Raw genomic sequence first — 19,010 nt, forward strand, 5'->3', positions numbered from 1 at the left:
AAATAAGATACCAATGTGAATAAGATTAGAAATGTGTGAGAATTCGATGTGTTAAATGAAGAAAGGGAATTGGAGGGAAAAGTTTTTTAGGGGACTGCTTTTATGTTAAGCTAGTCACTTTTGTTGTTTTAACTTTTTATAAAATTTGATAAAAGGAAACAAACGTTCTATTATGAAGATAAGTAGTAAATGGGGTTGTGTTTGATGAGACCTTATCTAACAAAAGATATTAGTGTAGAAAGTTTTAGAGATTACTATTGGTTAAAAGAAGAATTACAATTATTTTGTAGAGAGAATGAAATGAGTACTTCTGGCTCTAAAATAGAGATTTCCGATAGAATCGAAACATTTCTTCTGACAGGAGAGATAATAAAGCCTATCAGAAAATCCCGAGTACATAAGAACAAAGAACCACAAACAGATTTAAGTCTGGATACAGTCATTACGGAAAACCATCGTTGTAGTCAGGATGTAAGAGCATTCTTTAAGACAGTAATCCCAAAATTTCACTTTTCGACCTTTATTCAAAACTACTTTAAGAACAACGTTGGAAAGACTTATCGTGATGTTGTAAACGCTTGGTATGAGGAAGAGGAACACAAGAAAGATCCATCATACAAGAAAAAAATTGCTCCTCAATTTGAATATAATCAATTCATTCGTGACTTTTTTGCAGATCCTAAAAATCAAGGGAAAAGTCGTGAAGAAGCGATTGAAGCCTGGAATGAAATTAAGAAACTCCCTGGTAGCAACAAATATGAATCTAATAATTAACCTTTAAGAACACCTTAACATTTCAAGGCCTATTTCTACTGTTATTAGAAATAGGCCCCTGTTTTATATTAATTTTATTTACATGAAAGCTCGAATACTATTAGTTTTAGGACAGTTAGTAATGCTAATCAAGCGTGAAAAAGTTAAACTGATTCCAAAACCTAGGAATCTAAAGGAATATAGGAGAAGGGTTTTATCAATTTCTATCGAATTTATTAGTTTATAGGAATAAGGACGGAGGAATATTTTATGAGATACAAGTTGGCTGCTTTAGATCTTGATGGAACTTTATTAGATAGTAATGGAAAGTTACCCATCAAACATGTTCAGGCAGTTAAGAAAGCTCAAGACGCGGGAATTATTGTAGTTATTGCGACTGGAAGGTATCCTATGCAGACGAAATGGATTGTTGATCAGTTGGGGTTTAATGGAATATTAATTACACATGATGGTGCTGCAATTATAAAAAGTAGTACTTGGGAATTAATACATGAATACTCCTATTCAATTAATGAAATTTCTCCTCTAATTGCTTATTGTCGTAAAAACAACATTGATTTTTCGATGTGTACCGCATTCAATTACTTCACAGAATCACTTCAAGCCTTTCAAGAAAATGATTATACAAAATTCGATATTACTCCATCTTTTCAAAATGATGTTTTACAGATAAAGGATAGGATAATGAAACTGACTATTAATGATAAGAAAAAAGTAGGTGGCTGGCAGGAGATGGACCTTCCTTCTAATATCAGAAAAAGAGTAGATTTGGAGTTTTTTAAAGAATATATTCCATTCGATGCTTATAAAACAAATGGTCTAAAGAAAGTTTTGAATATGTATGGTATAAATCCTTCCGAAATAATAGCAATTGGTGATTACTATAACGATATCGATATGCTTCAATTTGCAGGAGTGGGAATTGCTATGGATAACGCTCCAGATGATGTTAAAGAAATTGCTGATGATGTGACGAATTCAAATGATCAGGATGGAGTTTTCCATGCCTTTGAGAAGTATTTATTTTAAGTGTAAGCCAGGAGGCCATTCAGTGATAAAAAACAGAATAATTTTGAGTTCCATCTTATTAATTTTTTTCATCTCTAGTATAGGTTGTAGTAATTCGAATGAAAAGAAGGTTACGATAGCCAAGAATTCTGATTCTGAGTATGTGAATACATTCGAGGAATTATCTTTGGGATTACTATTTGATTTTGAACTGAAATTACCTCAAGCCGATAAAAGGTGGATAAACCTTTGGGTGGAAAGATACATAGATGGAAAAAAGGATCCTGAACCATTAACACATTTATCTTATGGAAACAGTCCAAAAGAAAATGACGAGGGTAAATTGGGATTTGGAATGATTAATCCAAGCTCAGAGGATTCATTACTGTTCCTTTATGGACCTAATGTCCGAACTCACCCCACTTTAATTGAAAACGAACCTAAAACGGATATATTTACAGCTTGGGATTATGCAATTGGCGATGAAGAAGTAGAAATAAAAATGGGTGAAACAAAAGTTTTAGCAATATACTTGGAATCCAATAATAACTTCATGAGATCACTTAATTTATCTGATGAGGAATCAATAAAAAATATAATTAAAGAACACAACACGGTGCTACTACTGAAAATTAAGATTCAAGAAAGAGATATTAGTAAGGAATAGGGTTTTTGGGAGGTGTTTACTTATGCCATTAGAGCAAGAAGTGATGGGACTGTTAATAGGTGGCTTTTCAGGCATTATGGTGATTAGCATCTTAATTATTCTGTTAATCTGGGTGAAAAATAAAAATCATGCTTTTGGATATATTTGGATACTACTGCATTTGCTACTTGTCTCTGGAGCTGTATATTTTGCATTAAACGCATTTGCTTTTGACTATCAACACCCAATGGCTGCAGAAGAGATATCACTTCGGATAGGTGTTTCTGGAGCAATTTGGGGTTTGAGTATGATTTGCTTGATAATAGCAATATTCTATTTTGCGAAAGTTAAAAAGCAAGTAACATTTTAATTAATAGTACTACAGTAATAGAAATACATAGTATTTTGGAGGGGAAGTCGTGGGCGTAGTGGAAGTCATTTATATGATGACAATACTTATGGTTGTAACCGCTTTTTTATTCTTTTGCTATGTGGAATTCATAAAACCAACTGTATTGCAAATTCAGCTTTTAGGTATTCATTTAACAATAGTTGGAGGTTTCTTATTGCTTTATGAAGCACAAACAATTGGTATGGTATCTATGTTACTAGGATTAGCAATTGGGATATATGGAAGCATTAAGAATAGCAATGTAATTAACCAAACTGATAAGAGTCATAAGGAAATTAGTAAGTAACTATTTTTTTAGGAGAAGAAAATGAACATTGGCTTTGATTTAGACCAAACTCTATTAAATTTTAATAAATGTGAAAGAGAGTCATTAATAGAAGCATTTATTACACATAACATCTTAACTGGTAGGGATGATGAGAGATTAGAGCATCTTCTAAATATTTATGCTCATGTAAGTAGACATCATTGGGGACAAAGAGGAGAGAAATCAGTTCTGGATGTGATACAACTTACTATTTATGATTCACTTAAGGATTTTGCTCAAACTTTTAATGAAAAATATATTGCGGAAACATATTGGGAGTTCTTTTGTAGTTCCTCCTTTTTGGAACCTAACGCTATAGAAGTATTAGATTATTTAGCGGAAAAACATCGCTTGTTTTGTATGACAAATGGTTATAGTGAAACGCAAAGAGGAAGATTGAAAGCAGCAAATATTGAAGGATATTTTGAAGGAATATTCATTTCTGAAGAAAATGGCATTGCGAAACCTGATGCAAGATCATTGGAATTTTGTTTAAAAAAATTACAACTTAAGAAAGAGGAGACTATTTATATAGGAGATTCCTTAACAAATGATTACCCTGCTGCTAATGGAGCTGGAATCCACTTCTACTTCTACAATCCCACAAATATTAAAGTAGAGGAACAAAATAGCCTAACTGAATTTCGAAACTTAAAAGAATTAATGGATTTTTTCTGAGATTTAGTATGAAAAATCATATTATATTGGAGCGGATATTGTATGGATTATGAAGTACCTAAACATGGCATTTCAGTTTCTGCCTTCGTTATGAATGAGAAAGAGGAGGTCTTATTGGTTAAAACTCATTGGCGTTCATATACTTGGGAAATGCCAGGAGGAAATGTTGAGGTTGGTGAGCCATTAGATAAAGCAGTTAGCAGAGAGTTTTTAGAGGAGACAGGGATTACAATTCGACCCATCGGTATAACAGGTGTCTATTACAATGCAACGAAACACGTTTTATCAGTGGTGTTCAAGGCTGAGTATGTTAGTGGTGAAATAAAAATCCAACCTGAAGAAATAAAAGAGGCAAAGTATATTAAAATTACGGAAGATAATATAGATGAATATATAACGCGACCACAACAAAAATCGCGAACTCTTGATGCAATGAATTCAAAGTATTTTATTCCATATGAAACATGGGAAGTAAATCCAAATTATAACTTATTGTCTAGGCTTTATAATGACTGAATTAATATTAACCACATATGGAGGGTCAGAGAGATGTTTATTGTAAATGTAGAAGCAGCTATACGTAATAATGAAAAGTGGCTTATCATTGAACGCAGTAAGAAAGAGGAGCATGCAGGGGGCTTACTATCTCTAGTTGGTGGCAAAGTGGAGCTTGAAGGAAACAGTAAAGATATTTTAGAAAGAACACTAATACGTGAGATTTATGAGGAAGTTGGGGTGGAAGTGAGGGATGAATTAATCTATGTACATAGTACATCCTTCATTACTGATAAGGGAGAAAATGTAGTAGACGTTGTGTTTCTCTGTGAGTACGATTCTGGTGAGGTATTTCCAAAGAGTTCTAATGAAGTTGAAAATGTTCATTGGCTAACAGTAGAGGAAATGCAACAAAATTCAAAAGCACCAGATTACTTGATAGATAGTATTAAAAAGGCGGAATTATTGATAAAACGTGACTAGGGTGAGGAACATGGAATCAAAGCTAATCATTATTCGTGGTAATTCAGGAAGTGGAAAAACAACAACGGCGAAAAATCTTCAAGCGCACCTAGGACGCGGGAACCTTTTAGTTTCTCAGGACACTGTTCGCCGTGACATGTTAAAGGTACGGGATAGAGAAGGAAATCTATCAATTGATTTGATTCGGCAAATCGCTGAATACGGAAAAGATAAATGTGAGTTTGTTATTGTCGAAGGGATATTATACTCCTATTACTATGGAGAAATGCTTCATGGTCTAATCGAATTCTTTGATCGAAAATCATATACATTTTACTTTGATTTGCCATTTGAAGAAACACTTAAACGCCATAACTCTAGCCCGAAAAAGAGCGAATTCGGGGAGGAATCTTTACGTACTTGGTGGAATCCCAAGGACTATCTAGGTGTGGAAAATGAAATAAGTTTAACTGAAGAAATGTCTCAAAAAGATGTATTGGAAGTTATTTTAAAGCAGATAGAGAAATAGTTATTTGTATTTTTATCTATTAACCTAGTTAATTGAAGCAGATAATAAAGCATTTGAATTGGGGAGGTAGTATTGAATAACTGTTGGTAAAACCCATAGTGGAAAAACAACATTTGCAAGAGCACTAGAAAAAGAGTTATCGAATTCATTTGTTATGGATCAAGATAATCATGCGGAATTTATAAATACATACTATAAGAACCTACAACCAAAAAAGGGACCTAATACTCTTAAGCATTCCATATCAAAGTTACTTGTAGAATATGCGAAAGAAAATACGGATTTTCACTTTATTATTTGTAATTCCAATCGAAGTCGCAAAGATAGAATATATCTTCTCGAAAAGCTATTTCCTAAACAGCAATTTATCCGTATTCTGGTACATTTTGATATACCAAATCTTATTCTCCAACAGCGAGTTGAGAAAAGTCAACGCAGTACTAAAATATTTAGGAGTGCTTCTAACTTCCAGGAAGTACTTACTCGTCAACAGAAAGATAGTTTAAAAGAGGATATCGCAGATCCTATAGAAGATGAAGCGGACTACTTATTTGTCATTCATGATAACAAGGAAGTTGATTCAGTTATGAAGGAAATAGTTCAAATTTCTGACATGAAGTATTGAGAAGGTTGATTCCTTTTAAGTTACAGTTTCTATCTATAGGAACATGCACTAGTCCTAGATCAGAGGTGAGCTCATGCAAGCATTTGTGCGAAATAAAGATATACTAGCTGATTTATATCTACCTAAAAAGGATAAGAACAATAAAATTGGGATTGTTTGGCTTCCAGGTTTGCCCAACCAACCAAAAGAGGCATTATTAGGAAATCGAATTTCAGAGGCTGGATTTACTATGTTACATCCACGTTATCCAGGCAGTTGGCAAAGTTATGGTAATTTTGGACCTACATCTTCATTAGAAGGGGCATTATTGGCGCTAGAGTTACTATCCAAACGAAAAACGATTGATCTAGCATCTCAAAATGAAGTGGAATGGGATGTTAATCACTTAATCTTGGTAGGGCATAGTTATGGTGGTGGGATAGCTATGTGTGCTCAAGGAGTATCGCAATTATCAGATGCTACCATTGTTTTTAGTCCGCTATTAGAAGCACACCTTCAAAATGAAGATCCCTTATATCCAGAAGATGATTTAACAACCCTTTATCCATATTTAAAAAGATGCCATGAAAATACATTTCGAAATCTTGATGTAAATGAATGGGAAAATTTTTTGAAGGGGAAACATCCATGTAACCCTAATAGGTATATAGATGTCCTGGTGAAAAATCCAATTCTACTAATACATGGAGAAGAGGACACTGTTATTCGCCCATATCATACTGAGAATTTTTATAACAAGTTAAAAAGGAATGGCTCTGATTGTATCGATTTAATGATGATAAATGGAGCGGGTCATGACAAAACTCTCCCGGTAGATACGTTTGATTTGTGGTCAGAGTGGATTAAAAAGAGGTTCAGTATAATTTGAATTTCTACATATAAGAATCTATTTAACTAGGAAATATAAGGAGAAATTAATGACTAATACAGTTATTAAAAAAGCAGAACAAATCGCAGAAGATTTTTTACAAGAAACAGCAAAAGATTCATATCAAATACTAGGTAAAGGTATTGTTAATGAGGTTTGTGTTGTAGAAACAAATAGCAATAAAGTCGTCATCCGCATGAACAGTAAAGATACATATCCTACATTTTTGAAAGAAAAATGGTGCATTGAGCAAGCGCTAGCTGCAGGAATTCCTAGTCCAGAAGTTCTGTCAGTGGGGATATTTGGTGAAACAGCATATATGATTCAAACGTTCGTAGATGGTGATAATGGGTTAGATAGTCCAAAACATCGAGATCAAATTTGGCGAAAACTTGGAGAATACCTCCATATTATTCACAATATACCCGTTAAAGGATTTGGAGAAAATTTGGATGATGCAGGACAAGGTGTTTTTTCTTCTCCTCCCCACCCAGGGTCAGATGCAGTTGGTTGGGCTACGTAAATTATAATATCAACAGTTTAACGGAACATGATCAACTAATTGAGTTAGGTGTCATCAATAAGACAGAATCAAAAAGAGTTCGAAAATTGTTCGAGAATATCAAGAATGAAAAATTCAAATTTGGCTTAAATCATGGAGATATTTCCTTGAAAAATACGATTATTAGCGACGAAGGACAAGTATCATTGCTAGATTGGGGCAGTGCACAAGTTAGTGTAGTACCACATGAAGACATTAATGAAATATGGAAGTGCCAAATGCTTGGTGGAGGTCCTACTTCGCAGGAATTGAGTGCATTTTTAGAAGGCTATGGTTTAAAAGAAGAAGACCTGACAAATATGAAACCTTTTATGCTGTTAAGGGCCTTCGACAATGTGAGATGGGCATTTGATCAAAGCCCCGATCTAATTGAGGCCTATGCAAAGTTTGCGAGACGAGTGGTGGAAATGACGCTGGATTAGATAGATACAATAAACTTGTACAAAAAAAGGAGACTCGCCACAAATGTGGTCGAGTTATTTAACATAGAACAATAATTTTAAAAGGTGTTGTCATAGCTGGGATACTTTTTGTGGCAACACCATAGATTACAATTAAATCACGGTTAGCTGGGCTATTTGTAAAGGATAGCCCATTTCTTATGAAAATTTTCGTGAATGGGGATATATTTAATTGTAATTGCCCATCACTACTCACCAATTGCTGATTAAAATAGTCAACTTTTACATTTTGATATGGACTATTTTTCACCATCACAAGTGCTGGATACTGTGGTGGATAAATAAGAATTGCCGGTGCATCTCCATCGTAATAACCCGTTACAAGATCCCCAATTGTCAACGCTACATGGTCGACAATGTAAGTGCTAGGGGATACTACAAAATTTACTATTCCTCCTAGTCCGTTTTCTACCGTAATTATTTTATGACAGCCATCATTTTCATTCGTAAAAAAATTATTAATCATTGTGACTGTTCCAGTAAAAGAAAGAAAATTTGTCATGCCATACCTCCATTCCTTCATAACAAACGTATTTGGGCATTCGCTATTTGTACCATATGTAGGTAAGCACCTAGATGACAGTGTAAATGCCTACAAAATTCGAAATATAGGTGGGATATATTGGATAATATGGTATCGTATATATAAATGGGAGGCGATTGAAATGAGAAACAATCAAAATATTAGAGGGCAAAACAATAAGGGGATAACGCGTAAGTAGCCCAGAAACAACGTCGTTCCCCTAAAACAAAATAGGGGTAATGTAAAACATGGTTATTTTTAATGTTAAGTTAGTTGAAAGTTTAATTAGAGAACAATTTCCTCAATGGGCCAATTTAGAAATCAAACCAGTTAAAAATGGTGGACATGACAATCGAACCTTTCATTTAGGTGAGAATATGAGTGTCAGGTTGCCGAGTGCTGAATGGTATGTTCCACAAGTTGAAAAGGAACATACATGGTTGCCGTATTTATCGAGACATCTTTCTCTGCCAATATCGATACCACTTGCGAAAGGGAAACCTAACAAGGATTATCCATATCCATGGTCGATATACAAATGGTTGGATGGAGAGACTATAACTCATGAAAATATTGTAGACAAAATTCAATTTGCCAAGGATTTAGCAGGATTTTTAGTTGAGTTACAGTCGATTGACGCTACTGATGGTCCTTTTGCAGGGGAGCATAATTTTCATCGAGGTGGAGATTTAGCTGTTTATGATGAACAATCTAAAAACGCGATTGAAAATAATAATGAGATTTTAAATGCAGATTTGTTACGTGAAATATGGGAGTTATCGCTACAATCAAAGTGGAATATAAAACCTGTTTGGCTTCATGGCGATGTGGCACCAGGAAATCTCCTCGTGAAAGATGGAAAACTATGTGCCGTCATTGATTTTGGAGTTTTAGGAGTAGGCGATCCTGCTTGTGATGCTGCAATGGCTTGGACATTTTTTGATGACATCAGTAGGAAGGTTTTTAAAAATGCGTTAAAAATGGATGAAGAAACTTGGAACAGAGCAAGAGGTTGGGCACTTTGGAAAGCATTAATAACTTTTGATGGTAATAAGGATACGAATAAAATAAAAGCGGATGAGGCAATGCATGTAATAGATACAGTTATTGCTGAGTATAAAGGATCAAAATGATTTAAATACTGTTGTAATTTATGGAAAAATGGATATAATTTAAACAATATAATTAAAAATCAATGATAAAGAGAGTAGTTATTTGTGAAAAAATAGCGAGTCAAGGATGGTGTGAGCTTGGCATGTAGCAGATAATGAAGCGCACTTTAGAGATGCTTTCCTGAAATGAAGTAGGGAAAGCCGGGGATACCTCGTTATAAGGTTAAGTGGTTTTTATTAAAACAATTTGAGTGGTACCGCGGGATAATATAATAAACTCTCGTCTCTTCGTTATGAAGAGGCGGGAGTTTTTTTATTTTTAGGAGGAAATAGGATGAACTTTAAAGGCGAATTTGTTAATGTTCTCTACGATGCTTTAGATGGACAATTAGACAAAATAAAATTAAAACACATGATTGAACAACCAAAATTTGATTATATGGGTGATATGGCATTTCCATGTTTTGAATTGGCGAAAATATTGCGTAAGTCACCCCAAGTAATTGCGCTTGAAATTACGGAAAGACTGAATACACCATTATTTGAGAAAGTAGAAGCGGTAGGTGGCTATGTCAATGTATTCCTTCAGAAAAGGGCAGTATCTTCTATTGTAATAAATCAGATACTTTCACAAAAAGAGGATTATGGGAGAGTAAATATTGGGGAAGAAAAGGTGATAACAATTGATTTTTCCTCACCTAATATAGCGAAGCCTTTTTCCATGGGGCATCTACGTTCCACAGTGATTGGAAATGCACTCGCATTAATTTCAGAAAAAGCCGGATATCAGCCAATCAGAATTAACCATTTAGGTGATTGGGGTACCCAGTTCGGAAAATTAATTGTGGCATATAAAAAATGGGGCAATGAGGAACAAGTAAAACAACAACCTATAAAAGAGTTACTAAAACTTTATGTAAAGTTCCATGAGGAAGCAGAAAAACTACCCACTCTAGATAATGAAGCGCGTAACTGGTTTAAAAAGTTGGAAGATGCAGATGACGAAGCGATATCATTGTGGAAGTGGTTTCGAGATGAATCGATAAAAGAGTTTTCTAAGGTATATGAGTTATTAGGAATTAAGTTTGACTCGTATCATGGTGAAGCTTTTTTTAATGATAAAATGGATCGAGTTGTTACATTGCTCGAAGACATGAAATTGCTTCAAGAATCGGATGGAGCTCAAGTTGTTCCTATAGAGAATATGCCTCCTTGTTTAATTAAGAAGACCGATGGTACAACACTCTATGCAACTCGTGATTTAGCTGCAGCAATGTACAGACAAGAAACATATCACTTTGCTAAATCTCTCTATATAGTAGGAAATGAGCAATCGCTCCATTTTAAACAAGTATTTGCTGTGTTAGATAAAATGGGATATGCATGGCAGGAAGGCATGATACATGTGCCATTCGGAATGATTTTAAAAGACGGGAAGAAAATGTCCACCAGAAAAGGTAAGGTGGTACTACTTGAAGAAGTGCTGAAAGATGCAATTGCATTAGCATTAAAGGATATTAAAGAGAAAAACCCGAATCTTGATCATCAGGAAGAAGTAGCTCGTCAAATTGGAACTGGAGCAGTTATTTTTCATGATTTGAAAAATTATCGTCAAAACGACATCGAGTTCTCTTTAGAAGATATGCTGAAATTTGAAGGAGAAACTGGTCCTTATGTTCAATATACACACGCTCGCGCCGCATCTCTGTTAATAAAAGGTAATTATCAAGCAAGAATAGAAAATATTAATATTCATGATGAAGCTTGGCCAATCATTTCAAAGCTAATAGCTTTCCCTGAAATCGTTCAACGTGCAATGGAAGAGTATGATCCATCACAAATTGCAAAATACGTTATCGAACTTGCAAGAGCATTTAATAAATACTACGGATCAGTAAGAATTTTAGATGACAATGAGCAAAAACAAGAAAGACTAGCACTCGTATACTCGGTCAAAGTCGTCTTAAATGAAGGCTTACGATTATTAGGAATTGAAGCTCCTGAGGAGATGTAGTTTAACTAGTTCCATTAAAACTGCATAGCGGGCTAGAGGTCATATGTGATGAGGGGGATTTTGTCTTATATACGACTAATGAAGCCAATTAAATTTGAAAGGAAAGATCCCGATGAAATATCATTTGCAGGAGCGTGGTTCCTTCAATATTGTAGGAATAAAGGAATTAATTAATTGTAACGATGAATTCGACCAGTCTAAAGAAATTGATCGTTTTTGGACTCAGATTAGTCAAGATGGTATGATTGACCGCTTACTAAGCTTAAATAGTGGCCAAATATCGGGTCTAATCGGTGCAACTGTAAATTATATTCATGAGAAAAACCAGATTGAATACTGGGTGGCTGTGGATTCCAACGAACAATCACCTGAGGGATTAAATAGTTTTGAAGTACCCGCTTCGAAATGGGCAATTTTTGAGGTTGTTGGGCCGGTAGCAGATGTCGTGCCGGCAACATGGAAGAAAATATATTCCGAATGGTTTCCATCAAGCGATTATGAACATAGCGGTGCACCTTCTTTAGAAGTATATAAAAGTGCCGACCCAACCAGCCTTATGGCTAAAACGGAAATTTGGATCCCAATCAAATAGGGACCATTTCCTAGGTAATTACACATGATAACTATATTTAGGATGACTTAAAAAGGAGGAGGAAATATTGAGCACAAATTCTAAATATATAAAGGTTGAATGTGCCGAGGATTGTGGGAACTCACCAAAAAAACAACTCCTTAAGGAACTAACGATTGCTTTTGCTAACAACGATATAGATTTCTGTATGGAGTGTATGTCAGATAATATAGTATGGGATATGATTGGTGATAAAAAGATACAAGGAATAAGTGAATTTGAGGAAGCTTTACGAGTAATGGACAACAGCGACATTCAGGAACTTAAAATTCATAACATCATCACCCACGGAAACGTCGGCTCCGTAAACGGTACCCTGATACTTAACAATCAACAACAAATTCATTTTTGTGATGTCTATAACTTCTCTGGCTTTGGAAAAAAAGCAAAAATAAAATTAATCACGTCATACGTTATTAGATATTAATCGTAGTGCATTACTGCTAATGTGGTAATGCACTTTTTATTTTTCCATGGAATATTAAAGGGTTTTATGAAGAAAAGGCGAATGTATATTCTTATTAGCAAAGTAAGGAGGTTATGTGAATGAGTCGATTAGTCGAGTTAGAAAAAGAACAATTGATAAATGATGTAATAAAAATGGACTATTATCGCTATCAAGATTTATGCGTTTCTCCTGATGATCAAGAAGCCTTGGTCGTATTTGGTAATGATATGTTGGAGGAAGAGTATTTCGTAAATGATATTAGTAACCGGTCTTTATGGAAACTAAATTTAAGTAGTGGCGATTCGAAAATGGTGCTTGCTGAAGATGAAGATGCACATAGTCCATGTTGGTCACCAGACAGCAATAAAATCGCGTATCTTTCACGTAAATCAGGTAAAACAGAACTATGGGTTATGAATCGAGATGGTTCTGATAAAAGGCAGCTTACAAATACCGATGCTCAAGTAGAGAATCCTTTTGATCATGCGGAAATTTGTTGGTCTCCAGATGGTAGTAAAATCGCTTATACGTTAATACCAAATGGAAGTAGAATACATTTAAATAATGAATTTAGAATTCGTAAGCCGTCAGAAGATATTATTGTGCATAAAACTAGAAAGCAAGATAACCATGCTTTTTATCATTATATTACATCTAAATTTAAAGTAGATTTAAATGTGCTAGATGTTGATACAGGAATTAATGATTCATTGATATGTAATTCTCCCGAAGAAATTGAGTTTGTAGATTGGGATGGAGTAGACAATTTAGTGGTGAAAATCAACTCGAAGTTACATAAAGTTTCCACTAAAACAAAAGAATGCAAACAAATTTATTCAGATTATGTTGGGGTAACGAAAAGGATACATTCCATATTTTATATCGCAAATGTTTTAAAATCGGAAGTTGACATTAGTATTTTACAAGAAGGAGAGATTAAATCACTTCATAAAATAAATCTTCCAGGATATGAAATAAAAATACATGATTGGAGTCAGGATGCAAAACAAATAGTTTTTACGGCTCGTGAAGGCATATCCGTTTATTTGTACACTTTTGATATATCGACAGGAACGTTAATGAAGCATACGAAGAATGGAAAAATTGTTCACTCTCCGTACACACATAAAGCCGGTCCAAAGTTTCTTCACACGAGTAATGATATTGTTTTTCCATATGCTGGCCCGTCTGAACCAATGGAAATATGGAAGTTAGATAAAGAAGAATTAATTTATCAAATAAGTAGCAAACATAAGAATAAAATTCAATTTGATATTCCTGAATCTAGAATAATACGTTATGAGAGTGAAGGATGGGAAATTGAATCACTGCTTGTTCTTCCAAAAAATGCTCAACATCACGAATCATATCCAACGCTTGTGTTTTTACATGGTGGCCCTGAAGGAGCAAATCTAGCAGATTTCACTCAACTTAATTCTGGTGGTGGGCTTAGTGCTGCATTTTTCCTAGCATCTAAAGGTTTTGCAGTTTTTCTACCTAACTTTAGAGGGAGTAGTGGCTACGGTAGTGCTTTTGAAAAAGAGCTAGGTAACCTCAACATGAAGAAAAATCCTTATAAAGATGTGATGTCAGGAGTCGATTACTTGATTGAGCGAGGAATTGCCAATCCGGATAAGCTAGGAATCTATGGAATGAGTTATGGCGCAAGTCTTTCTACTTGGACAGTATCTCAAACAAATCGTTTTAAAGGAGCTATAGGCATATGTGGTGTACATGATTGGTTACAGTGGGACAGAGATTATGGTGTTCCATTCTATGCATTTAATCCAAATCGAAAAGGAGAGGCAGACCCGAAAAATATGTGGTTAAGAACTGAAACATACAAGCAAATATCTCCGTTAGAGAATATAGAGTCCATTCATTGTCCGGTATTATTAATAGAGACTGGAGGCGAAAGAAGTTGGAATGGTGCGAGATGGAGGAGTGATGCAAAATCATTATTTTTAGGTCTAGATGGTTTAGGAAAAGAGACGAGCTTAGTATGCTATACAAAGGCTTTTCATACAGGTGGCTGGAACCGGAAGTATCAGAAGGATTATGTAAATAGAATATCTGCTTGGTTTGATTATTGTTTGAATGGTGTACCATTACCAGAGTGGTTTAATAGGTCGGATCCTAAATAATTGAGGAGAATAAAATGAAGAAAGTAATACTAATAGGTTCAGGCGGTTCAGGAAAATCTACCTTAGCAATAAAGTTAGGGGAAAAACTAAAATTAGATGTTTATCATCTCGATGCACTATTTTGGAAGCCAAATTGGCAACTTGTTTCTAGAGAAGAACAAATAAAAACACAAAAAGATTTGGTACAAAAAGATAGCTGGATAATTGATGGAAACTATGCCGGAACAATCGATATAAGACTCCAAGCTGCAGACACCATTATATTCCTGGATATTAATAGAATGATATGTGTGTACCATGCCTTCAAAAGAATGTGGCAGTATCGAAATAAGACAAGGCCAGATATGGGAGAAGGTTGCGATGAACGCTTTGACTTTGGCTTTATCAAATGGGTATGGGACTTCCCAAAAAAGAAGAGACCTAGTATTTTGCAAAAGCTTGAACTTCTGTCTCATGAAAAACAAGTAATCATATTGAAATCTCCAAAAGAAATTGTACGGTTTATAGAAGAAGTTCAATGATTTGTACTTCTTCTATAAACCTATGGAAGCTTATCTACATATAGAAGATTTAGATAATTGAGAAGGATATTGGAAAAATGAGATTAGAAAGTTGAGGTGAATATAATGAAAAAAGGAAAGCTCCCATATGTTATTTCCATTTCCGGAGTCTCCGGGGGAGGGAAAACTACTATCACGAAATATTTAAACGAGCGGTTGAAAAATTCTAAACAAATTTCTTTTGATGACTATGAGTTTGATGGTCCTGATGACATTATGAAGTGGGTTGATCAGGGCGCTAATTATGAAGATTGGAATCTGGCTCCGTTAGTTAGCGATATAGAATCTTTGCTTGCTGAACCATTAGACTACATTGTGTTAGATTTCCCTTTTGCTAATAAACACTCCAAAATGAGTAATTATATTGACTTAGCTATTTATATAGATACTCCCTTGGATATTGCCATGGCTCGTCGTGTAATTAGAGATTATAGTAATAGATCTAATGAAAGTATTCTGCATGAAATGGAAAATTACTTATCAAATGGGAGACGGGGCTATCTTGAGATGCTAAAATCCATAAAACCGAACTCGGATATCATTGTGGATGGAACACTTCCTGTATCTAAAATTATTGATACAATTTACGAAGAAATTTTAAAACGATAAGACTAACGTATCCTTATTTTTCCTATTCCAAAGAAATTATCGATTAATTAATCCAAGTTAATGCGGGGGGATCTTGCATGCAAGCAACTAAATCAAAACTAAAAGAATATATAAACCAATATCTGAGCTTGTGGGATTTTTATGGCGTCATTCAAGTTCTCCAAAAAGGAGAAGTTCTTTTTGAAGAAGCATATGGATTTGCAAATATTGAGTTTAACATTAAAAATGATGTAAATTCATGCTTCTCCTTGGCTTCCATGTCTAAACAGTTTACTGCATTTGCAATCATGATCTTATATGAAAAAGGCTTGTTAGACATTGATAAACCTGCTCAATTATACCTCCCAAAAGATATGAAGATAGAAGAGTCTATTACTGTACATCATTTATTATCGCATACTTCTGGTTTATATAATTTTTATAACTTTGAAAGTGACTTTTTTGCTGAATATAACAAAACCGAATACTCGAGAAATGATTTCTTTACAAGATATATTAATAAAAAGCCTGCTATGCCGCCTGGCCAATTATATAATTATAATAACTCAAACTATAATTTGCTTGCATGGATGATTGAACATGTTTCAGGAGAAAAATACGAAGATTATATTCGAAACAATATTTTTCTACCCTTGGATATGAAGAATAGCGATGTTGATGATGGTTGTAAACCGATTAAAAACAGGTCATGTAATTATTCAAGGGATTTTGATGAAATAATTAAATCACCGTATCATAACGAAAAATATAGCATTGGTGCCGGTGCAATCGTTTCAAACTGTGCTGATTTGTTCAAGTGGTATACATGCTTGAGAAATCGCAAAATCTTATCGACCCAATCATATACTAGATTTTTTAAAGTGAATAAGGATAATTACTGCTATGGTCTTGAGCATCATCGCGTTTATGACACTGACAGGTATTCCCATGGAGGAGATCATCTAGGAATTGGCACTTATATGCAGAATTACTTTAATGAAGATATTTGTATCATCATTCTTTCAAATAATGAAGCGATCAATCAGTATAGGTTAAGTAATGCAATTTCTAATATTTTATTTCAAGTGGATGTAGATGCTCCAACTAAATATAAAGAAATGACTTTGAACGATAGTAAGCTTAACGAATATTGTGGTACATACTTAAAAGATAAGATCGAAGTAGAACGAATGAATGGGAAAATGTATTTTACGAGATTCAAAGGAAACCTTCATATCGAGATTTATCCAATAGATGAAGGGAAGTTTGTACGTAGATTTTCTGACCAGCTCCATCCTTATACTATTGATAAAAATGAGAACGGCAAAATGACGTTTTTCGGTTATGTTAAGGAGTAGTGCTATTTAATAGTGGATTATTAAAAGAATAATACTGTGCTAGAGCTCAAGAACCAATTTTATATACATACTCATTATTCACCATCGTTTTTTATATTGATTCTTTACACTCCTAGCGCATATAATTTGTAAAACGCCTCTGTAGCTCTAGAAGGGAAGAGCGCCGGAAAACAAAGTAGAACCGGGTCGCAAGGCAAGGGTTTCAGAAGCACCGAAAAGCAAGTTAGCTGAGGCAGGTGAAATTCCTAGCCGGTGAAAATCCGTAGGGAAGCGTGTTCTCCCCTAGCCTATGCTTACGAAAGGAGTGCGGGTTCGAATCCCGCCAGAGGCATCCTTTATTTTACTTGCTAAATTTATTCTGCAGTAAATTAATATAGGATAGAAATAATGTATTTTGATTGACATTAACCAGTATATGCCATAGTCTATATATGAGTATATGTTCATATATTGATTTAAATAAAGGTTAACGGGGGAATATTTATGAATAAAGATCAGGAACAAGGAATGGATGGAGAACAACATTTAGATGAAGAAACGTTGTTTGTCGTATCGCAAACGTTCAAAGCTTTAAGTGATCCAACTAGAATACGCATATTAAATTTATTATGCACAGGAGAACGTTCTGTGAATGATATTGCCGAGACATTAAATTTAAGCCAATCGAGCGTCTCCCATCAATTAAGATTCTTGAAAAATTTAAGATTGGTTAAATATAGAAGAGCAGGCTCAACTTTATATTACTCTGAAGATGATGATCACGTCATGAATTTACTGAAGCAAACAATTGGTCACGCTGCACATCACTAGTTTAGGGGGACCTAGAATGGGACACAATCATGGACACGACCATACTCATGGTGCAAATAAAAAAGTTTTATTGATTAGTTTTATTATTATTACGTTATATATGACAGTAGAGGCAATTGGTGGACTTTTGACAAATAGCCTTGCATTGTTGGCAGATGCCGGACATATGTTAAGTGATTCCATTTCACTTGGGATTGCTTTAATAGCTTTTTCTTTGGCAGAAAAGGCTGCTAACTATAGTAAAACTTATGGATATAAGCGATTTGAAATATTGGCAGCGGTTCTTAATGGAGTAACACTTATCATTATTGCGATTTATATTTTCTATGAAGCAATTGGGCGCTTTCGAAACCCTCCAGAAGTTGCTTCAACTGGAATGCTAATCATTGCAATAATTGGTTTACTTGTGAATATTATTGTTGCATGGATTATGATGCGTGGTGGGGATGTAGAAGAGAACTTGAATATGCGTGGAGCATACTTGCATGTGATAAGTGATATGCTTGGCTCGATTGGTGCCATTATCGCTGCATTACTAATCTTATTTTTCGGTTGGGGCTGGGCAGATCCACTCGCAAGCGTTATTGTTGCAGTACTTGTATTACGTAGTGGCTACTTAGTAACTAAATCCGGACTTCATGTGCTAATGGAAGGTACTCCACATAATGTTGACGTGGAAGAAGTTATTAACATAATAAAGAATACAAAAGGGATTCAAGGGGTACATGATTTACATGTATGGTCGATTACAAGCGGGTTGAATGCACTTTCCTGCCATGCAGTAGTCGCTAATGAAATGACGATTGCTGAAAGTGAACAATTGCTTCGTCAAATTGAACATGATCTCGAACACAATAATATTCACCATATGACAATTCAATTGGAAACGTCTGATCATCTCCATGACAATTCAATACTGTGTAAAGTGGAAGCAGAACCGTCTGGACACCAACATCATCACTGATCGGTAAGTGACACGAATATAATTAGTATCC

24 protein-coding genes and 1 other annotated feature are annotated in these 19,010 nt (G+C 34.8%); of the genes, 23 read left to right on the forward strand and 1 reads right to left on the reverse strand.

Features of this window, described 5'->3' with window-relative positions; all coding sequences use genetic code 11:
- The first annotated feature begins 204 nt into the window (after nucleotides 1-204).
- The 13 genes from ACFPM4_RS05345 (at nucleotide 205) to ACFPM4_RS05405 (ending at nucleotide 7,788) form a co-directional block, all read left to right on the forward strand.
- Entirely contained in the window at nucleotides 205-774 is a 570-nt protein-coding gene (locus tag ACFPM4_RS05345) for a DUF6434 domain-containing protein (RefSeq protein ID WP_382348653.1), read from the forward strand.
- A gap of 249 nt (nucleotides 775-1,023) precedes the next feature.
- Nucleotides 1,024-1,803 (forward strand): Cof-type HAD-IIB family hydrolase, encoded by a 780-nt coding sequence (locus ACFPM4_RS05350; RefSeq protein WP_382348656.1) that lies wholly within the window; start codon nucleotides 1,024-1,026, stop codon nucleotides 1,801-1,803.
- Between the two features lie 22 nt (nucleotides 1,804-1,825).
- Entirely contained in the window at nucleotides 1,826-2,449 is a 624-nt protein-coding gene (locus ACFPM4_RS05355; protein ID WP_382348659.1) for a hypothetical protein, read from the forward strand.
- Nucleotides 2,450-2,471: 22 nt separating this feature from the next.
- Nucleotides 2,472-2,798 (forward strand): hypothetical protein, encoded by a 327-nt coding sequence (locus ACFPM4_RS05360; protein WP_382348662.1) that lies wholly within the window; start codon nucleotides 2,472-2,474, stop codon nucleotides 2,796-2,798.
- Nucleotides 2,799-2,874: 76 nt separating this feature from the next.
- A complete protein-coding gene (locus tag ACFPM4_RS05365; RefSeq protein WP_382348665.1) occupies nucleotides 2,875-3,126 on the forward strand; it encodes a hypothetical protein in 252 nt (83 codons plus the stop codon).
- A gap of 21 nt (nucleotides 3,127-3,147) precedes the next feature.
- On the forward strand, nucleotides 3,148-3,825 hold the full coding sequence (locus ACFPM4_RS05370) for an HAD family hydrolase (protein WP_382348668.1): 678 nt from the start codon (nucleotides 3,148-3,150) through the stop codon (nucleotides 3,823-3,825).
- A 42-nt stretch (nucleotides 3,826-3,867) separates the two neighbouring features.
- Nucleotides 3,868-4,341 (forward strand): NUDIX hydrolase, encoded by a 474-nt coding sequence (locus ACFPM4_RS05375; RefSeq protein WP_382348671.1) that lies wholly within the window; start codon nucleotides 3,868-3,870, stop codon nucleotides 4,339-4,341.
- Between the two features lie 33 nt (nucleotides 4,342-4,374).
- Complete coding sequence (locus ACFPM4_RS05380; protein WP_382348674.1) at nucleotides 4,375-4,803, forward strand: NUDIX hydrolase; 429 nt, start codon at nucleotides 4,375-4,377, stop codon at nucleotides 4,801-4,803.
- 10 nt (nucleotides 4,804-4,813) lie between these two features.
- Nucleotides 4,814-5,311, forward strand: coding sequence for a kinase (locus tag ACFPM4_RS05385; protein ID WP_382348677.1), 498 nt, complete (start codon nucleotides 4,814-4,816; stop codon nucleotides 5,309-5,311).
- A gap of 76 nt (nucleotides 5,312-5,387) precedes the next feature.
- Nucleotides 5,388-5,936 carry an AAA family ATPase gene (locus tag ACFPM4_RS05390; RefSeq protein WP_382348938.1) on the forward strand — a complete coding sequence of 183 codons (549 nt, stop codon included), beginning with the start codon at nucleotides 5,388-5,390 and terminating at the stop codon, nucleotides 5,934-5,936.
- Between the two features lie 73 nt (nucleotides 5,937-6,009).
- Nucleotides 6,010-6,804, forward strand: a complete 795-nt coding sequence (locus tag ACFPM4_RS05395) for an alpha/beta hydrolase family protein (protein ID WP_382348680.1) — start codon at nucleotides 6,010-6,012, stop codon at nucleotides 6,802-6,804.
- A 49-nt stretch (nucleotides 6,805-6,853) separates the two neighbouring features.
- Nucleotides 6,854-7,327 carry a phosphotransferase gene (locus ACFPM4_RS05400; RefSeq protein ID WP_382348683.1) on the forward strand — a complete coding sequence of 158 codons (474 nt, stop codon included), beginning with the start codon at nucleotides 6,854-6,856 and terminating at the stop codon, nucleotides 7,325-7,327.
- Nucleotides 7,315-7,788 (forward strand): phosphotransferase family protein, encoded by a 474-nt coding sequence (locus ACFPM4_RS05405; protein ID WP_382348686.1) that lies wholly within the window; start codon nucleotides 7,315-7,317, stop codon nucleotides 7,786-7,788. The genes ACFPM4_RS05400 and ACFPM4_RS05405 overlap by 13 nt, the downstream gene beginning before the upstream one ends.
- Nucleotides 7,789-7,846: 58 nt before the next feature.
- On the opposite strand, the gene ACFPM4_RS05410 is transcribed toward ACFPM4_RS05405, so the two are convergent.
- Nucleotides 7,847-8,329, reverse strand: a complete 483-nt coding sequence (locus ACFPM4_RS05410) for a hypothetical protein (protein ID WP_382348689.1) — start codon at nucleotides 8,327-8,329, stop codon at nucleotides 7,847-7,849.
- A 269-nt stretch (nucleotides 8,330-8,598) separates the two neighbouring features.
- Between ACFPM4_RS05410 and ACFPM4_RS05415 the strand changes: the two genes are divergently transcribed.
- The 10 genes from ACFPM4_RS05415 (at nucleotide 8,599) to ACFPM4_RS05460 (ending at nucleotide 18,979) form a co-directional block, all read left to right on the forward strand.
- Nucleotides 8,599-9,483, forward strand: a complete 885-nt coding sequence (locus ACFPM4_RS05415) for an aminoglycoside phosphotransferase family protein (RefSeq protein WP_382348692.1) — start codon at nucleotides 8,599-8,601, stop codon at nucleotides 9,481-9,483.
- Nucleotides 9,484-9,536: 53 nt separating this feature from the next.
- Nucleotides 9,537-9,753, forward strand: a binding site (T-box leader).
- 43 nt (nucleotides 9,754-9,796) lie between these two features.
- On the forward strand, nucleotides 9,797-11,476 hold the full coding sequence (gene argS, locus ACFPM4_RS05420) for an arginine--tRNA ligase (RefSeq protein WP_382348695.1): 1,680 nt from the start codon (nucleotides 9,797-9,799) through the stop codon (nucleotides 11,474-11,476).
- A 112-nt stretch (nucleotides 11,477-11,588) separates the two neighbouring features.
- Nucleotides 11,589-12,068 (forward strand): GyrI-like domain-containing protein, encoded by a 480-nt coding sequence (locus tag ACFPM4_RS05425; protein WP_382348698.1) that lies wholly within the window; start codon nucleotides 11,589-11,591, stop codon nucleotides 12,066-12,068.
- A 67-nt stretch (nucleotides 12,069-12,135) separates the two neighbouring features.
- A complete protein-coding gene (locus ACFPM4_RS05430) occupies nucleotides 12,136-12,534 on the forward strand; it encodes a nuclear transport factor 2 family protein (RefSeq protein WP_382348701.1) in 399 nt (132 codons plus the stop codon).
- A 119-nt stretch (nucleotides 12,535-12,653) separates the two neighbouring features.
- On the forward strand, nucleotides 12,654-14,699 hold the full coding sequence (locus ACFPM4_RS05435) for a S9 family peptidase (protein WP_382348704.1): 2,046 nt from the start codon (nucleotides 12,654-12,656) through the stop codon (nucleotides 14,697-14,699).
- A gap of 14 nt (nucleotides 14,700-14,713) precedes the next feature.
- Nucleotides 14,714-15,220: a DNA topology modulation protein gene (locus ACFPM4_RS05440; RefSeq protein ID WP_382348707.1), complete on the forward strand. Its 507-nt coding sequence runs from the start codon at nucleotides 14,714-14,716 to the stop codon at nucleotides 15,218-15,220.
- 105 nt (nucleotides 15,221-15,325) lie between these two features.
- Nucleotides 15,326-15,868, forward strand: a complete 543-nt coding sequence (locus ACFPM4_RS05445; RefSeq protein WP_382348710.1) for a nucleoside/nucleotide kinase family protein — start codon at nucleotides 15,326-15,328, stop codon at nucleotides 15,866-15,868.
- Between the two features lie 77 nt (nucleotides 15,869-15,945).
- Complete coding sequence (locus ACFPM4_RS05450) at nucleotides 15,946-17,205, forward strand: serine hydrolase domain-containing protein (RefSeq protein ID WP_382348713.1); 1,260 nt, start codon at nucleotides 15,946-15,948, stop codon at nucleotides 17,203-17,205.
- A 483-nt stretch (nucleotides 17,206-17,688) separates the two neighbouring features.
- Entirely contained in the window at nucleotides 17,689-18,015 is a 327-nt protein-coding gene (locus ACFPM4_RS05455; RefSeq protein ID WP_382348716.1) for an ArsR/SmtB family transcription factor, read from the forward strand.
- 16 nt (nucleotides 18,016-18,031) lie between these two features.
- On the forward strand, nucleotides 18,032-18,979 hold the full coding sequence (locus tag ACFPM4_RS05460; protein WP_382348719.1) for a cation diffusion facilitator family transporter: 948 nt from the start codon (nucleotides 18,032-18,034) through the stop codon (nucleotides 18,977-18,979).
- Nucleotides 18,980-19,010 lie beyond the last annotated feature (31 nt).

Origin of the sequence: Lederbergia graminis, assembly GCF_042655485.1 — a bacterium.
GTDB lineage: Bacteria > Bacillota > Bacilli > Bacillales > Bacillaceae_C > Lederbergia > Lederbergia graminis.

Bases quoted from the DNA above. Each gene is read 5' to 3' on its own strand.
- ACFPM4_RS05350 (WP_382348656.1), top strand. From the start codon at position 1,024: ATGAGATACAAGTTGGCTGCTTTAGATCTTGATGGAACTTTATTAGAT.
- ACFPM4_RS05410 (WP_382348689.1), bottom strand. From the start codon at position 8,329: ATGACAAATTTTCTTTCTTTTACTGGAACAGTCACAATGATTAATAAT.
- ACFPM4_RS05385 (WP_382348677.1), top strand. From the start codon at position 4,814: ATGGAATCAAAGCTAATCATTATTCGTGGTAATTCAGGAAGTGGAAAA.
- ACFPM4_RS05425 (WP_382348698.1), top strand. From the start codon at position 11,589: ATGAAATATCATTTGCAGGAGCGTGGTTCCTTCAATATTGTAGGAATA.
- ACFPM4_RS05395 (WP_382348680.1), top strand. From the start codon at position 6,010: ATGCAAGCATTTGTGCGAAATAAAGATATACTAGCTGATTTATATCTA.
- ACFPM4_RS05450 (WP_382348713.1), top strand. From the start codon at position 15,946: ATGCAAGCAACTAAATCAAAACTAAAAGAATATATAAACCAATATCTG.
- ACFPM4_RS05365 (WP_382348665.1), top strand. From the start codon at position 2,875: ATGACAATACTTATGGTTGTAACCGCTTTTTTATTCTTTTGCTATGTG.
- argS (WP_382348695.1), top strand. From the start codon at position 9,797: ATGAACTTTAAAGGCGAATTTGTTAATGTTCTCTACGATGCTTTAGAT.
- ACFPM4_RS05375 (WP_382348671.1), top strand. From the start codon at position 3,868: ATGGATTATGAAGTACCTAAACATGGCATTTCAGTTTCTGCCTTCGTT.
- ACFPM4_RS05370 (WP_382348668.1), top strand. From the start codon at position 3,148: ATGAACATTGGCTTTGATTTAGACCAAACTCTATTAAATTTTAATAAA.
- ACFPM4_RS05360 (WP_382348662.1), top strand. From the start codon at position 2,472: ATGCCATTAGAGCAAGAAGTGATGGGACTGTTAATAGGTGGCTTTTCA.
- ACFPM4_RS05435 (WP_382348704.1), top strand. From the start codon at position 12,654: ATGAGTCGATTAGTCGAGTTAGAAAAAGAACAATTGATAAATGATGTA.
- ACFPM4_RS05455 (WP_382348716.1), top strand. From the start codon at position 17,689: ATGAATAAAGATCAGGAACAAGGAATGGATGGAGAACAACATTTAGAT.
- ACFPM4_RS05380 (WP_382348674.1), top strand. From the start codon at position 4,375: ATGTTTATTGTAAATGTAGAAGCAGCTATACGTAATAATGAAAAGTGG.
- ACFPM4_RS05440 (WP_382348707.1), top strand. From the start codon at position 14,714: ATGAAGAAAGTAATACTAATAGGTTCAGGCGGTTCAGGAAAATCTACC.
- ACFPM4_RS05415 (WP_382348692.1), top strand. From the start codon at position 8,599: ATGGTTATTTTTAATGTTAAGTTAGTTGAAAGTTTAATTAGAGAACAA.
- ACFPM4_RS05345 (WP_382348653.1), top strand. From the start codon at position 205: ATGAGACCTTATCTAACAAAAGATATTAGTGTAGAAAGTTTTAGAGAT.
- ACFPM4_RS05400 (WP_382348683.1), top strand. From the start codon at position 6,854: ATGACTAATACAGTTATTAAAAAAGCAGAACAAATCGCAGAAGATTTT.
- ACFPM4_RS05445 (WP_382348710.1), top strand. From the start codon at position 15,326: ATGAAAAAAGGAAAGCTCCCATATGTTATTTCCATTTCCGGAGTCTCC.
- ACFPM4_RS05460 (WP_382348719.1), top strand. From the start codon at position 18,032: ATGGGACACAATCATGGACACGACCATACTCATGGTGCAAATAAAAAA.